This is a genomic window from Ruegeria sp. YTSC004, from assembly GCF_059609805.1.
In genome coordinates, this window is record NZ_JBXWMJ010000012.1 from 128,376 (window position 1) to 143,174 (window position 14,799).

Here is a 14,799-nt window from a genome sequence, read left to right on the forward strand (position 1 = left end):
CTAGCTTGCGACAAAATCCAAGGCACAAGAGGACAGCATGAGCGGTAAGCGCAGCATCTTCGAAGACGTCTCAGACACTGAAAAACAACAAGCCGTTCAACCGGGTATGATCGATCGTGGCCGCGGGGGTGCGCGCAAGGCCATTCGCGCCTGGCTGATGATCCTGTTTGCGCTGGTGGTCGTCATGATCGCTGTGGGCGGGCTGACCCGCCTGACTGACAGCGGGTTGTCGATCACCGAGTGGCGGCCGATTACCGGGGCCATCCCGCCGATGAATGAGGCGGACTGGCAAGCCGAGTTCGACAAATACAAGCAAATCGACCAGTGGCGCATTCAGAACCAATGGATGGAGCTGGGTGACTTCAAATCCATCTACTGGTGGGAATGGGGCCATCGTCAGCTAGGGCGCGTGATTGGGCTGGTCTGGGCTCTTGGCTTCTTTGGCTTCCTTATCGCGCGGAAAATACCAACCGGCTGGACCGGTAAGTTGTTGATTCCGGGCCTTTTGGGCGGTGTTCAGGGTGCAGTCGGTTGGTGGATGGTCGCCTCGGGCGTGACACAGGGCGAGGGGATGATTGCTGTGGCCAGCTATCGTCTGGCGATTCATCTGGGGCTGGCTTTTGTAATTCTCGGCTTCCTTGCATGGTACATCTTTGAGCTGGGCCGCGACGAACGTGACCTGATGCAGGCCCGACGCGCCAAAGAGGCGAAATTGTTCTCGCTATCCACCGGGTTGATGCATTTCGCCTTTTTGCAAATACTCATTGGTGCGCTTGTCGCCGGGATCGACGCCGGGCGGTCTTATACCGATTGGCCGCTGATCGGTGGTCAGCTTCTGCCGCCTGACATGACGATGCTCGAACCGATGTGGCGCAATTTCTTTGAAAGCCCGGGTTTGGTCCAGTTCATCCACCGTTGCGCGGGCTATCTGCTGTTCATCTTCGGCATCGTCGTCTGGCGGCGCGGCAGCACTAGTGCACATCCGCAAACTCGCTTTGCCTTCAACGCGGCCTTCGCAGCGCTTTCGCTACAGGTGGTGATTGGGATCGCGACCGTGATCTACGCAGCCCCGTGGCAGATCGCCATCTTCCACCAGTTCATGGCCGTCGTCGTCTGGACCCTTATCCTGCGGGCGCGGTTCCTGACCGCTTACCCAATAGCAACCTCTTTGCGCGGAGCCTGAATTCCATGAGTGCATATGACGATTTGACGGCATTTCAGCGCGAAACCTCAGCTCTTGGCGAAATTGCCGGGCGTTTGGGCTGGGATCAGGAAACGGTGATGCCCCGGGGGGCCGCGTCGCAGCGGGCCGAGGAAATGGCAGCGATTGAAGCGGTTTTGCACGCGCGCCGATCCGATTCCCGTGTGGCTGAATGGCTGGAACAAGCCGACCCTCAGGACCAGGTCGGTCAGGCGCAATTGCGCGAAATCCGCCGGTCCTATGAACGGACGGTCAAGGTGCCTGCCGATTTGGCAACGGCCATTGCGCGCGTGACGTCAGCAGCACAGGGAACCTGGGCGCAGGCCCGCGCAGACGAAGATGTCGCCGCTTTCTTGCCCGTGCTGGATGAGGTCGTGGCGCTAAAGCGTGAAGAAGGCGCTGCACTGGCGCAGGGTGGCAATATCTACGACGCGATGGTCGAGGATTATGAGCCTTACACAACCGGATCGCAAATCGCCGAAATCTTTGACCAGATGCGCCCGCGTCTGGTAGCACTGCGCGCCGCTGTTCTGGAAAAATCTGCGCCTCAGGCTTTGACGGGGAGTTTCGATGAGCTGAAACAGATGCAATTGTCGGAAAAACTGGCAACCACTTTCGGGTATGACCTGAATACAGGCCGCATCGACAAGGCTGTTCACCCGTTCAGCTCGGGCAGTGGCTCGGATGTTCGGATCACCACCCGGACAAGTGAAACCGATCCGTTCAATTGTTTCTATTCGACGATTCACGAGGTCGGCCATGCCGCCTATGAACAAGGGATTGATCCAGCCTACGCCCTGACGCCTTTGGGGCGGGGTGTGTCGATGGGTGTGCATGAAAGCCAAAGCCGGATTTACGAGAACCAACTGGGCCGATCCCGAGCCTTTACCGGTTGGCTGTTTGGCCAAATGAAAGACGCGTTTGGCGATTTTGGCATCACCGACGCGGATACGTTCTATGCAACGGTCAACGGTGTTCACAACGGTTATATCCGCACCGAGGCGGATGAGGTGCAATACAACCTCCACATCATGCTGCGCTTTGATCTGGAACGCGCGCTGATGGCCGGTGACCTCCAAGTGGATGATCTTGAGGCCGCGTGGAACGACCGTTTCAAGGCGGATTTCGGATATGCGGTCGACAAACCTTCGAACGGATGTCTGCAGGATGTGCACTGGTCAGTGGGTCTGTTTGGTTATTTCCCAACCTATTCGCTGGGCAATGTCTATGCAGGATGCCTTTACCAAGCGTTGCGGAACGCTGTGCCGGAACTGGATGCGCAACTGGCAGCAGGTGACACGTCAGGCGCAACCGATTGGCTGCACGAGAATGTGCAGCAACATGGCGGGCTTTACGCTCCACGCGAGACCATTCAGCGTGCAAGCGGTATGGAACCCGGACCTGACCCGTTACTCGGGTATCTGGAACAGAAATTTGGCGGGTTATACGGGCTCTGAGGTCAGAAAACGTTTCGTCAAGTTGCCGTGTAGGTGCATTGGTTTTGACCTGAATGAGGGTAGGGTGGTTCGAACGGTTTTACCAAAGGAACCACCTTGTTCTTTGCAACACATGTCAAACCACACTTAGCGTCAATTCTGACCAGCAACACGCGCCTGGTGGCGCGTAGGCGCGTGTTGGAGGCAAAGCATCAGGTGCTGAACCGGCCGCGCGTTGTCCAATATTTCCATGATGTTTCCGACCCATACTGTCACCTCACCGCACAGGTCTTACAGCAGTTTCGAGACACCTATGATATCGAGCTACGCCCACATCTGATTTCGGGCCCTCCGGCCGAGGCTTTGCCGGACCCGGCAGCACATCGGCAAAATGCTATCAAAGATGCGGCAAGGCTGGCCCGAAAGCTTGGTCTCAGCCCTCCTGAAGGCGCAGTTCCTGACGAGGCTTTCATTGCAATTGCGGAAAAACAGATGGCAGCCGAACTGACGAATGAGAGCTTTGTTAAAAATGTCCGAGGTATCAGCGAAGATCTTTGGTCGGGAAAGGGCTTTTCGTCGTCTGATCACCCCTTACCGGCTGCGCTGATCGAGGATGGTGACCAGCAACTTTCAGCTTTGGGTCACTATCTCGGCGGAACGTTTCACAACGATGGTGAATGGTATTGGGGCGTTGATCGTCTTCATTACCTCGAAAATCGGTTGCTGCACGTGGGTCTGGGAAGCGGATCGTCACCGATAGTGCCTTTGCCTTCAGTGCAACTGGACCAAGAGAAGTCTAAAGATCAGGAGATTGAGTTCTTCTTTTCTTTCCGCAGCCCTTATTCGTATCTGGCATTTGACCGGGCCGTCGACTTGGCACGCCATTACAACGCACGGCTGGTTCTGAGGCCGGTTTTGCCAATGTTGATGCGAGGCTTACCCGTCCCTCCACCCAAGTCCTCCTACATCCTTTATGATTGCGTGCGCGAAGCGCGGCGGTTGGGGATCCCGTTTGGGCGTATCTGTGATCCTTTGGGCAAAGGAGTCGAGCGTGGCTATGCCTTACTGGATTATGCCGAAGCGCAGGAAAAACTGCCTGAGTTCTGTTCCGCCTTCCTGCGCGGCGTCTGGTCAAAGGGTCTAAATGCTGCAACCGATCGTGGGCTTCGGATTATCGTCGAAAACGCGGGGTTGGATTGGCAGAGTGCGAAACCGCACGTTAGCTCGGATCATTGGAGAGATCGGGTAGCGGTCAATCAGGACCGCCTGCAAGAGATCGGGCTATGGGGTGTCCCAAGTTTCCGTGTCGCCGGGGAAAGTGTCTGGGGACAGGATCGCCTTTGGGCGGTCGAAGACCTTTTGATAAATAAAAAGGCGCCACACCCGAAAGTGTAGCGCCTGAATAATGTTATGGACCTGTCGGTTACTCTTCCGCTTCGTCCTCGTCGCCTTGATCGGCGATCCAGGCAACACTGACGACCACTTCGCCTTTGCCGGTGTTGAAGACCTTCACGCCACCGGCCGAGCGGGAGCGGAACGAAATCCCATCAACCGGCACCCGGATCGATTGGCCTTTGGACGTCGCCAGCATGATTTGATCTTCCATATCGACCGGGAACGAGGCGACGAGTTCGCCACCACGCATCGCCTTGTCCATGGCGGCCACACCCATCCCGCCGCGTCCGCGGACTGGGTAGTCGTGGCTAGAGCTCAGCTTGCCCGCGCCGCCTGCTGTGATTGTCAGGATCAGGTTTTCGGCTGCCGACATCTCGGCATACTTTTCCTGGTTGAAATCACTGCTTGCCGCGGCTTCCTCTTCGTCACCAGCGTCATCTTCGGTAAGCCCTGCAACCGCACGGCGCATTTTGAGGTAAGCCACACGATCTTCGGGGGTCGCTTCGAAATGGCGGATCACCGACATCGAAACCACGCGGTCTCCATTGGACAGCCTGATACCGCGCACACCGGTGGATTCGCGCGAGTTGAACACTCGTACATCGGTGGTGCGGAAGCGGATTGCACGACCCGAATTGGTGACCAGCATCACATCTTCATCTTCCGAGCAGATACGGGCGTTCACCAGCTCAACATCTTCGGGCAGTTTCATTGCGATCTTGCCGTTGCGTCGGACATTGGTGAAGTCTGACAAGCGGTTACGACGCACGTCGCCCGCGCTGGTGGCGAAGATGATTTGAAGGTTCTCCCATTCTTCATCGGGTACATCCACCGGCATGATCGCGGCGATGGAAACACCGGTCGGGATCGGTAAGATGTTGACGATTGCCTTGCCCTTACCAGTGCGCCCCGATTGCGGCAGACGCCAGGTCTTGAGTTTGTAGACCATGCCATCCGTCGTGAAGAACAGCAGCTGCGTGTGGGTATTGGCAACGAAGAGGTTAGTGACAACATCCTCTTCCTTGGTCTGCATCCCCGACAGGCCCTTGCCGCCCCGCTTTTGCGCGCGGAAATCGGCCAGCGGAGTACGCTTGATGTATCCGCCCGACGTGACGGTCACGACCATATCCTCACGTTCGATCAGATCCTCGTCTTCCATGTCGCCGGACCAATCAACGATCTCGGTGCGACGGGGCACGGCAAACTGTTCACGAACGCTGCGCAGCTCATCTCCGATGATCGACATGATGCGCTCTCGCGAGGACAGAATATCGAGGTATTCCTGGATCTTACCTGCCAGTTCTTCCAGCTCGTCCGTGACCTCTTTGACACCGATCTGAGTCAGTCGCTGCAGACGTAGGTCAAGGATGGCGCGGGCCTGAACTTCGGTCAGGTTATAGGTGCCATCGTCATTCATCTTGGACAGAGGATCGTCGATCAGGCGCAGATAACTTTCGATCTCAGCCGCGGGCCAGCGACGGGTCATCAGCTTTTCACGCGCTTGCGCGGCGTCAGCGGATGACCGGATTGTGGCGACCACCTCATCCACGTTCGACACAGCCACCGCCAGACCACACAGGATGTGGCTGCGTTCGCGGGCCTTGCGCAGGTCGTACGCAGTGCGGCGGGCGACGACATCTTCACGGAAGTCGATGAAAGAGGTCAGGAACCGGCGCAGGGTCAACTGCTCGGGCCGGCCACCATTCAGCGCCAGCATGTTGCAACCAAACGAGGTCTGCATCGGCGAGAAACGGAAAAGCTGGTTCAAAACAACTTCCGGCGTCGCATCACGTTTGAGTTCGACCACGACACGCACCCCATTGCGGTCGGATTCGTCCTGAACGTGGCTGACGCCTTCGATGCGTTTTTCGCGAACGGCTTCGGCGATCTTTTCGATCATCGAGGCCTTGTTTACCTGATAGGGGATCTCGTCCACGACGATGGCATAGCGGTCCTTGCGGATTTCCTCGACGCGGGTCTTGGAGCGGATAATGACGCTGCCGCGCCCTTCCAGATAGGCTTTGCGCGCGCCGGATCGGCCCAACATCACACCACCGGTTGGGAAATCAGGGCCGGGGATATATTCGATCAGCTGTTCGGATGTCAGATCCGGTTCATCGATCAGCGCCAGCGTTGCGTCGATGACTTCGCCAAGGTTATGCGGCGGGATGTTGGTTGCCATACCGACGGCGATACCACCGGCACCGTTGACCAGCATGTTCGGGAAACGGGCGGGCAGAACCGTCGGTTCGCGGTCCTTGCCGTCATAGTTGTCCTGAAAATCGACCGTCTCTTTTTCGATATCGGCCAGCAGGGACGCGGCAGGCTTGTCCATGCGTACTTCGGTGTAACGCATGGCCGCCGGGTTATCACCGTCCATCGAGCCAAAGTTGCCCTGACCATCCAGCAGCGGCAGCGACATCGAGAAATCCTGCGCCATCCGCACCAGCGCGTCATAGATCGCGCTGTCACCATGTGGGTGGTACTTACCCATGACATCGCCAACCGGACGGGCCGATTTGCGGTATGACTTGTCGTGGGTATTGCCCGTCTCGTGCATGGCATAGAGGATGCGCCGGTGCACCGGTTTCAGGCCATCGCGCAGATCGGGGATCGCGCGGGACACGATGACCGACATCGCATAGTCCAGATAGGACGTGCGCATCTCGGATTCGATGGATACCGTCGGGCCGTCATATACGGGACGCTGGGGCGGTGTTTCATCCATGTTTTCTGGGGTTTCTGGCGTATCGCTCACGTAACCTGCCCGTTTATTGTGCTGGGTCTATATCTTGTGGATGTACCTTATCAGACCCGGCACATAAGGTGCAAGCAAGCAGCGCATTCTGTGCAAAAAACACCCGTAACACTGGGGTAACATATTGTTAACCAAGGGTTAGGTGGTTTCTGTGTTATGCTGAAGAGACCTTGCAACAATTTTGGAGGTCTGCATGGAGCAAAGCGAAACAGAACTGATGCTCAAGGGGTATGGGCTGACGACGGCCGAATTTTTTTATCACATGCCCGACTATATTCACGTGCTAAATACATTTATCTGGCAGGAATACGACCTTGCGCCGGATCATCCCAAACTATTCGATTTTATTGAATTCTGGCAGCGAGAGATCGAAGGACCGCTGCATTCCGTGCGGTTTACACATCGAAAAATGATCGCGCCCGGGGAATGGCGCAACGTGGTAGGCGAATTCCGAGTGAATTGACGCCCGGGCGCATCAGGCCCAAACCCATATACATTTCCGGTGCATCCGGTATCGTGGCGGCGAAGTCATTGGCCACAAGCGGAAACACGGAATGCCCAGAGTTTTTTTGATTGCAGTTGCCATCTGCCTAGCCGGGCCTGTGTTGGCCGAAGGTGTCCTTGATAAAATCAAGAAGGGCGCTGAAAATACGGCTAATGCTGTCGGACGCGGGGCAGAAACCGTCGGGCAGACACTCGAAAAAGGGGCGAACGCGGTTGATGAAACTATCACGTCCACCTCTGATTTGCTGTCAAACGAGGCGACGCCCGAAGAGACCCGCGCGAAGCTGGATGTCATGGCCGTCGATGTGTTGGCGCAGTTGCTTGCCGAAAACCCCGAAGCACAAGCGCTATATGATGTCAGTGCGGGATATGCTGCGTTCGATTCCCGCAAAGTGACGGTGTTCCCGGTGTCCGCAGGGTACGGGCGCGGTGTTGCCGTGAACAAAGAGACTGGTCAGCACACCTATATGAATATGGGAACCGGCGGCGTGGGCGCGGCGATCGGTATCGGCGGGTTCGAGACCAAATTCGTGATCCTGTTTGAAACCCAAGCAGATTTGGACAGTTTTATCACGCAAGGTTACGACGCGACTGCGGAATCCGGCGCAATGTATGGAGATGAGCGCACCGATGAGACGCTCAGGTTCACAGATGGGCGGTCGTTTTTTGTGCTCAGCAAAAAGGGCTGGCGCGTTTCGGCTGGGGCGTCAGGCACAAAATACTGGAAATCGCCCGAGCTAAACTGATCAGCCCGAGCAGCTGGCGCCGCCCAGAACGCAAAATTTTGCGCAGTGTGGGTGGTTGAGGTGCACGTCGGCCTCGGCCTCGGCCAGTGTGGTGCCCATTTCAAACTCAGGCTCGTACGGCAGTAGGGTACAGGCCAGAACGGCAGGTTGTTCTGCGCCTTTGCGTTTAACCACCATGCGGGCATTCGAACACATTACAGCCTCGGGTGCTTTATCCAGAATGCCCCAGCAAGCGGTTGTGATTTCGGGGACTTCGACGGTTTCGTCCATCTCTGGGAACAAAACGGTTTGGCCGGGATTCTGTGCGTCGATGTCAAAGCTGTGCCGCTTGAAAAACGCCTCATACCCGGCGCGGCTGTCGGCGTCGCTGTCACCCCAGACCGTGCGGCCTGCGATAGCGATATTGAACCCGTTGTCGCGCAACCACTCCATTCCAGTGATCGTCTTGTCAAAGCTGCCTTTTCCGCGTTCCTCGTCATGCAGTTCGGGGCGATAGTGGTCCACGGAAACTCGAAGTGTCAGCTTGTTTCCATAATTGCGCTTCAGATCCAGCAAACCCTCGCGCATCTTGCGGCGCATCATCGGCAGCATTGCATTTGTCAGGATCAAAACTTCATAGCCGCGTTCCAACGCGACACGAGTCATGTCGATCATTCCGGGGTTCATAAAGGGCTCGCCCCCGGTGAACCCAATCTCACGCACCGGCCAGTCGCGTTCTTCGATCTGGTCCAAGTAGTCGCGCACCTCGTCGGTGGTGATATAGACCAGCGCGTCGTTGGTTGGACTACTGGCGATGTAGCAATTGACGCATTCGATGTTGCAAAGAGTGCCGGTATTGAACCACAACGTCTCGGGGTTTTTCAACGCTACGGAAGCGCGAGTTTGCCCATCTGCTGTCACCAATTTGTTCTTAAACTTGCCGATATTGGCGGTCTGAGGCGCGTTGTCTTTCATTCCGGTATCCGGTTCTTTGAAGTTACTTCTGATGTAGCTGCTCGACTCGGATTAGTTAAGTCAGGCAAGTGCGACCTGACAGAGTTTTGATGATGGGGGATTTACGCTGACCGATTGCGCTAACATTGGACATGCCCGGCGGGGCAAGATAAGGAAAAACCATGGTTTCTCGCGTCATACCAGTTGATCCGTTCGATCTCGTCATTTTTGGCGGGACCGGCGACTTGGCGCAACGTAAGATTCTACCGGCCCTGTTTCGGCGCTTTTGTTCAGGGCAGTGGGCCGAAGGCGTCCAAATCATTGGCGCGGCGCGCACGGTCCACGACCGCGCGGGGTTTCAGGCATTGGTCGCCGAATCGCTGCGAACCCATGCGGCTGCGCAATGCCAGGACGAGGGCGCATTCCGCGCGTTTCTGGACCGCGTCGACTATGTAACTCTGGACGGATACTCGAATGAAGGATGGGATCAGCTTTCTGACAAGCTGAACCAAGATCGGGTGCGCGCGTTCTACTTCTCGGTCGGTCCGCGCCTGTTTGGGCCTTTGGCCGAGCGGATCAAGGCGCATGATCTTGCGACGCCAAGCACGCGGATTGTCGTTGAAAAACCCTTTGGCCACGATCTGGAAAGCGCACGGGCGTTAAACGCGACCTTGGCTGAGCATTTTCGGGAAAGCCAGATTTACCGGATCGACCACTATCTGGGTAAGGAAACCGTCCAGAACCTGATGGCCGTTCGTTTTGGCAATATGCTGTTCGAACCGCTGTGGAATAGCCAATATGTCGATCACATCCAGATCACGGTGGCCGAATCCGTAGGTATCGACGGGCGGGAAGAGTACTATGAGCGCGCAGGTGCCATGCGCGACATGATGCAGAATCACCTGATGCAGCTTTTGTGTCTGATCGCGATGGAGCCTCCGGCAAAATTTGATCCGGACGCTGTGCGGGATGAAAAACTCAAGGTTATTCGCGCGTTGGATCAGGTCCAGCCACACCATATCGTGCGAGGGCAGTTCGATGGAGGTGAAAGCAGGAAAGGATACCGCGAAACCGTGGGCAATCCGCGCTCGACCACCGAAAGTTATGTGGCACTGCGGGCGCATATCAGCAATTGGCGGTGGGCGGGCACGCCGTTCTACTTGCGCACGGGCAAGCGTCTGGTGGCGCGGTCTTCGGTGATCAACGTGATGTTCAAGGACGCGCCGCATTCGATTTTTGGCGAAGAGGCCGGACGCCACGCGAATGTCCTTTCGATACGCCTGCAGCCGAACGAAGGCATAACGCTGAAGGTGACGATCAAGGAACCGGGCCCGGGTGGTATGCGTCTGGTCGATGTGCCCTTGGACATGAGTTTTGCCGAGGCGCTAGGGTCAGGAAATCAAGACCCCCCGGATGCATATGAACGGCTGGTGATGGACGTGATCCGGGGCAACCAGACCCTGTTCATGCGCGGGGATGAGGTTGAGGCCGCATGGGCTTGGACCGACCCGATCATCGCGGGCTGGCACGCGCGCGGTGACGTACCAAAACCATATGAAAGCGGCAGCACAGGCCCGGGCGACGCCGAGCTGTTGATGAAACGAGATGGTCGCCGCTGGCAAGGAATAAACCCATGAAGATTCAGGAATATGCTGATCGCGACATGCTGGCAATTGATGTCGCAAACGCCTTGGCCGGAGAGTTGGAGGCCGCCTTGCTGCATCACGACACGGTCTCAATGGCCGTGCCGGGCGGTACGACCCCGGGGCCGGTGTTCGATGGTCTTTGCGCGGCTGATTTGGCATGGGATCGGGTGCGGGTACTGCCTACCGACGAACGTTGCGTTCCGGGTGACAGTGACCGTTCGAACGAACGGCTGATCCGGCAGCGCCTGCTGACGAACCGAGCCTCGGTTGCGCAGTATGTACCACTGTATCTTGAGGGTAAGGAACCCGACGGTGTCCTGCCGGAAATCGAGAACCTGATCGCGCCGGTTTTGCCATTGTCGGTTCTGGTATTGGGGATGGGTGAGGATATGCACACCGCATCTCTGTTTCCGGGGATGCAGGGGCTTGAGGCTGCGCTGGACAGCCACGCGCCCATCCTTGCGGTTGCGCGCACCGAAACCCAACCCGAGGCGCGGATCACGCTGACCGGCCCGGTGCTGGACGGCGCGCTGTCCAAACACCTGATTATCTATGGCGCCGCCAAACGCGACGCGTTGGACAAGGCCATGTCGCTGCCACCAGAAGAGGCCCCGATCGCCGCTACGCTGACCGGCATGACGGTTCATTGGGCGGAGTGACACAGATGCAGTTGGACCCGCTCAAAACCCTTGCATCCGACGCTCAGGACGAAGCCATCCTGAGCCTGTTTGAAACCGATCCGAGCCGCGCGCAGAGTTTTTCTGCATCGACCGGCGATCTGCTGTTTGATTATTCCAAAACTCAGATCACAGATGAGGTCCGAAAAGCCTTAATCGCGTTGTGCGATGGGGCGGGTCTGGCCTCGCGCCGCGCCGCGATGTTTGACGGGGAAAAGATCAACGAAACCGAAGGTCGCGCGGTTTTGCACACTGCGCTGCGCAATCTGGACGGTGGTCCTGTCGAAGTTGATGGGTTGGACGTCATGCCTGATGTTCTGGACACGTTGCAACGGATGCGCGTCTTTGCAGAAGAGGTGCGTGGCGGCGCGGTCACCGGGGCAGGGGGCGCCTTTACCGATGTGGTCAATATCGGGATCGGTGGTTCGGATTTGGGCCCAGTGATGGCGACGCATGCACTGTCCCCGTATCATGATGGACCAAGACTGCACTATGTCTCGAATGTGGACGGCGCACATATCGCCGATACGCTGCGCCAGCTTGATCCAACGCGGACACTGGTGATTGTTGCCTCCAAAACTTTCACGACCATCGAGACGATGACCAATGCCCGAACCGCGCGAGCTTGGATGGAAGATGGCGGCGGCGATCCGGGCAAGCAGTTTGCCGCCGTGTCCAGTGCGTTGGACAAAACCCAAGCCTTTGGTATTCCCCAAGAGCGCGTTTTCGGTTTTGCCGATTGGGTCGGCGGGCGCTACTCGGTCTGGGGCCCGGTGGGCCTGCCGGTGATGATCGCCGTCGGATCGAACGCTTTCGATGCGTTCCTGCGCGGCGGTCAAGCGATGGATGTACATTTCCGCGCCGCCGACTGGGTCGAAAATATGCCCGTTATGCTGGCTTTGGTCGGCATTTGGCATCGTCAGGTTCTGGGCCATGCCAGCCGGGCCGTGCTGCCGTACGATCAAAGACTGCTGCGTCTACCCGCATATTTTCAACAGCTTGAGATGGAATCGAACGGCAAATCTGTTGCCATGGACGGCAACTCTCTGACCATTCCCTCCGGCCCCGTCGTCTGGGGGGAGCCGGGCACTAATGGGCAGCATGCATTTTATCAGTTGATCCACCAAGGCACCGACGTGATTCCCTGTGAGTTCATGGTCGCGGCCGAGGGGCACGAACCGGAATTGATCCACCATCACCGACTGTTGCTGGCCAATTGCCTGGCGCAGTCCGAGGCACTGATGCGCGGTCGATCCTTGGGCGAAGCACGGCAACGGATGGCGGAGAAGGGGCTGGAAGGGGACGAGCTGGAACGGCAAGCCCGACACCGCGTTTTTCCGGGCAACCGTCCTTCGACAACGTTGATGTATCCAAGGCTCACGCCGTTTGTTCTGGGCCAGATCATCGCGCTTTACGAACATCGTGTGTTTGTCGAGGGCGTCCTATTGGGCATCAACTCGTTCGACCAGTGGGGCGTTGAGCTGGGCAAGGAACTTGCGACATCTCTCGGCCCGATCGTCGACGGAGAAGAAAGCGCATCCGGCAAAGACGGCTCGACCGCTGCCTTGGTTGCCTATGCAATGCGCCACCGCGATTAGTAACGCGGTTTTTTGCAGTCTGCCGTGAAGGCAGGCTGCATTCTTTTATTGTCAGACAATTAAATGATTGGCAGGGTCTGTTTTTAGGGAACGCCCTGAACACTTTGCTTTGCGCACGCTGGCGAGTGGCATCAGGCAAGCAGACAGCACTGCCCAATAGAGGCGACGCTGATAATGGGAGGATGTCCATGCTGGGACAGATGATGACGCAGCCTTTGCTGATTTCGTCGCTGATTGATCACGCCGAACGCTATCATGGCCAGACCGAGATCTACTCGGTCGAAACCGATGGATCGGTCACCGAAACCACATGGGAGCAAGTGGCGCAAAACGCGCGAAAACTAGGATCAGCGCTGACCAAGCTGGGGTTGGAGCCGCAGGATCGAATTGGCACGTTGGCCTGGAACAACCGGCGACATCTGGAGATCTACTATGCCACCTCCGGCGCGGGTTTTGTGTGCCACACGGTGAACCCCCGGCTTTTCCCGGAACAGCTGACTTACATTATCAACCACGCCAAAGACCGGGTTCTGTTCTTTGATGCGACATTCATCCCTCTGGTCGCGGCCCTGCACGAACACCTGACCGAAGTGCGCCATTTCGTTTTGATGGGCCCACGGAATGAAGACGCCGTTGCCCAAATCCCTGGCGTCGCGTTCTATGATGACCTGATCGAAACAGGCGATGACGGTTTCCAATGGCCCAGTTTTGATGAAAACACGGCGTCCAGCCTTTGCTACACCTCGGGTACGACGGGCAATCCCAAAGGCGTTTTGTATTCCCATCGTTCCACAGTTCTGCACAGTTTCGGATCGAATACGCGTGATGTCATCGGCTTTTCAGCTATGGATGTCGTGATGCCAGTGGTTCCGATGTTCCACGTCAACGCATGGGGGTCGCCCTATGCCTGCGCCATGTCCGGTTCGCGCATGGTGCTGCCGGGGCCGGGCCTGCATGGCGAAGCCTTGGTGAATTTGGTCGATAAATATGGCGTAACGCTTGCAATGGGCGTTCCGACGATCTGGCAGGGCTTGCTGGCACATGCCGAAAAATCAGGAAGCAAACTGGCCAGCTTGAACCGCACCGTGATTGGTGGTGCTGCGTGTCCGCCCTCGATGATTGAGACCTTCCGCGAAACTTATGGCGTTGATACGGTTCACGCGTGGGGTATGAGTGAGATGAGCCCGTTGGGTACAACGAACAATCCGTTGGCCAAGCATTTTGACCTGCCGCTTGAAGAACAACACAAGCTGCGCGAAAGCCAGGGCAGACCGCCTTATGGCGTCGAGTTGAAGATCGTCGATGATGACGGCAAGGATCTGCCTCACGATGGCGTCACGCAGGGCGATCTGCTGGTGCGCGGGCATTGGGTGTTGGACAGCTATTTCCAGATGCAGGATGAAGACCTGCTGCAGGGCGGCTGGTTCGCGACCGGAGATGTCGCAACGCTGGACCCGGACGGATACATGACAATCCGGGACCGGTCCAAGGACATCATCAAATCCGGGGGTGAATGGATCAGCTCGGTCGAGTTGGAAAACATCGCCGTCGCCCACCCACAGCTCGCCACGGCAGCCGTTGTTGGTGTGCCTCATCCCAAATGGGACGAACGCCCCTTGTTGGTGGCCGTCAAAGCCGAAGGTTCCGACCCCAGCGAAGAAGAGTTGCTGGCCTTCTTTGACGGCAAGATTGCCAAATGGCAGGTTCCCGACAAGGTTGTCTTTGTGGACGCGCTTCCATTGAACGCGACCGGCAAGGTCCTAAAGCGCAACCTGCGCGCGGACTTCGAGGATGCCTTGATGGGCTAAGCGCCTGATATTTTTGGAAATGGCTCCGGCGGTAGGGATCGAACCTACGACCAATTGATTAACAGTCAACTGCTCTACCGCTGAGCTACGCCGGAAC

The 14,799-nt window shown here is 57.2% G+C and carries 11 protein-coding genes and 1 tRNA gene; 9 read left to right on the forward strand and 3 right to left on the reverse strand.

Translation table 11 applies throughout. The features are described from left to right. The first annotated feature begins 37 nt into the window (after positions 1-37). From ctaA to AC2FFP_RS19285, 3 genes are all read left to right on the forward strand, one after another. Complete coding sequence (gene ctaA / locus AC2FFP_RS19275; protein WP_058271772.1) at positions 38-1,183, forward strand: heme A synthase; 1,146 nt, start codon at positions 38-40, stop codon at positions 1,181-1,183. 5 nt (positions 1,184-1,188) lie between these two features. Continuing rightward, complete coding sequence (locus tag AC2FFP_RS19280) at positions 1,189-2,658, forward strand: carboxypeptidase M32 (RefSeq protein ID WP_496764643.1); 1,470 nt, start codon at positions 1,189-1,191, stop codon at positions 2,656-2,658. 174 nt (positions 2,659-2,832) lie between these two features. Then, positions 2,833-4,032 (forward strand): DsbA family protein, encoded by a 1,200-nt coding sequence (locus AC2FFP_RS19285; protein ID WP_496844249.1) that lies wholly within the window; start codon positions 2,833-2,835, stop codon positions 4,030-4,032. A gap of 28 nt (positions 4,033-4,060) precedes the next feature. Here AC2FFP_RS19285 and gyrA read toward each other — a convergent pair whose 3' ends face one another. Then, positions 4,061-6,790: a DNA gyrase subunit A gene (gene gyrA / locus AC2FFP_RS19290; protein ID WP_496705394.1), complete on the reverse strand. Its 2,730-nt coding sequence runs from the start codon at positions 6,788-6,790 to the stop codon at positions 4,061-4,063. Positions 6,791-6,983: 193 nt separating this feature from the next. On the opposite strand from gyrA, the gene AC2FFP_RS19295 reads away from it, so the two are divergent. Next, the gene (locus tag AC2FFP_RS19295) at positions 6,984-7,253 is read left to right on the forward strand and encodes an usg protein (protein ID WP_058271768.1); all 270 of its coding nucleotides are present in this window, start codon (positions 6,984-6,986) and stop codon (positions 7,251-7,253) included. A 91-nt stretch (positions 7,254-7,344) separates the two neighbouring features. After that, positions 7,345-8,040 (forward strand): lipid-binding SYLF domain-containing protein, encoded by a 696-nt coding sequence (locus AC2FFP_RS19300; protein ID WP_496764649.1) that lies wholly within the window; start codon positions 7,345-7,347, stop codon positions 8,038-8,040. Here AC2FFP_RS19300 and AC2FFP_RS19305 read toward each other — a convergent pair whose 3' ends face one another. Beyond that, a complete protein-coding gene (locus AC2FFP_RS19305; protein WP_496764652.1) occupies positions 8,041-8,994 on the reverse strand; it encodes a radical SAM protein in 954 nt (317 codons plus the stop codon). A gap of 161 nt (positions 8,995-9,155) precedes the next feature. On the opposite strand from AC2FFP_RS19305, the gene zwf reads away from it, so the two are divergent. The 4 genes from zwf to AC2FFP_RS19325 all read left to right on the forward strand — a co-directional run bounded on the left by zwf (position 9,156) and on the right by AC2FFP_RS19325 (position 14,702). Beyond that, positions 9,156-10,610 carry a glucose-6-phosphate dehydrogenase gene (zwf, locus tag AC2FFP_RS19310; protein ID WP_496764655.1) on the forward strand — a complete coding sequence of 485 codons (1,455 nt, stop codon included), beginning with the start codon at positions 9,156-9,158 and terminating at the stop codon, positions 10,608-10,610. Beyond that, positions 10,607-11,278: a 6-phosphogluconolactonase gene (gene pgl / locus AC2FFP_RS19315; protein ID WP_496764657.1), complete on the forward strand. Its 672-nt coding sequence runs from the start codon at positions 10,607-10,609 to the stop codon at positions 11,276-11,278. Before zwf ends, pgl begins: the two co-directional genes overlap by 4 nt. A 5-nt stretch (positions 11,279-11,283) precedes the next feature. Next, positions 11,284-12,894 carry a glucose-6-phosphate isomerase gene (gene pgi / locus AC2FFP_RS19320; protein ID WP_496844251.1) on the forward strand — a complete coding sequence of 537 codons (1,611 nt, stop codon included), beginning with the start codon at positions 11,284-11,286 and terminating at the stop codon, positions 12,892-12,894. 188 nt (positions 12,895-13,082) lie between these two features. Next, positions 13,083-14,702, forward strand: coding sequence for a long-chain-fatty-acid--CoA ligase (locus AC2FFP_RS19325; protein ID WP_496844252.1), 1,620 nt, complete (start codon positions 13,083-13,085; stop codon positions 14,700-14,702). Between the two features lie 20 nt (positions 14,703-14,722). On the opposite strand, the gene AC2FFP_RS19330 is transcribed toward AC2FFP_RS19325, so the two are convergent. Then, positions 14,723-14,797: transfer RNA gene (locus tag AC2FFP_RS19330), tRNA-Asn, on the reverse strand. Positions 14,798-14,799 lie beyond the last annotated feature (2 nt).

What these genes read in the sequence shown, in the direction of transcription:
- ctaA (WP_058271772.1), top strand. Translation starts at nt 38, where the DNA reads ATGAGCGGTAAGCGCAGCATCTTCGAAGACGTCTCAGACACTGAAAAA.
- AC2FFP_RS19280 (WP_496764643.1), top strand. Translation starts at nt 1,189, where the DNA reads ATGAGTGCATATGACGATTTGACGGCATTTCAGCGCGAAACCTCAGCT.
- AC2FFP_RS19295 (WP_058271768.1), top strand. Translation starts at nt 6,984, where the DNA reads ATGGAGCAAAGCGAAACAGAACTGATGCTCAAGGGGTATGGGCTGACG.
- AC2FFP_RS19300 (WP_496764649.1), top strand. Translation starts at nt 7,345, where the DNA reads ATGCCCAGAGTTTTTTTGATTGCAGTTGCCATCTGCCTAGCCGGGCCT.
- AC2FFP_RS19305 (WP_496764652.1), bottom strand. Translation starts at nt 8,994, where the DNA reads ATGAAAGACAACGCGCCTCAGACCGCCAATATCGGCAAGTTTAAGAAC.
- zwf (WP_496764655.1), top strand. Translation starts at nt 9,156, where the DNA reads ATGGTTTCTCGCGTCATACCAGTTGATCCGTTCGATCTCGTCATTTTT.
- pgl (WP_496764657.1), top strand. Translation starts at nt 10,607, where the DNA reads ATGAAGATTCAGGAATATGCTGATCGCGACATGCTGGCAATTGATGTC.
- pgi (WP_496844251.1), top strand. Translation starts at nt 11,284, where the DNA reads ATGCAGTTGGACCCGCTCAAAACCCTTGCATCCGACGCTCAGGACGAA.
- AC2FFP_RS19325 (WP_496844252.1), top strand. Translation starts at nt 13,083, where the DNA reads ATGCTGGGACAGATGATGACGCAGCCTTTGCTGATTTCGTCGCTGATT.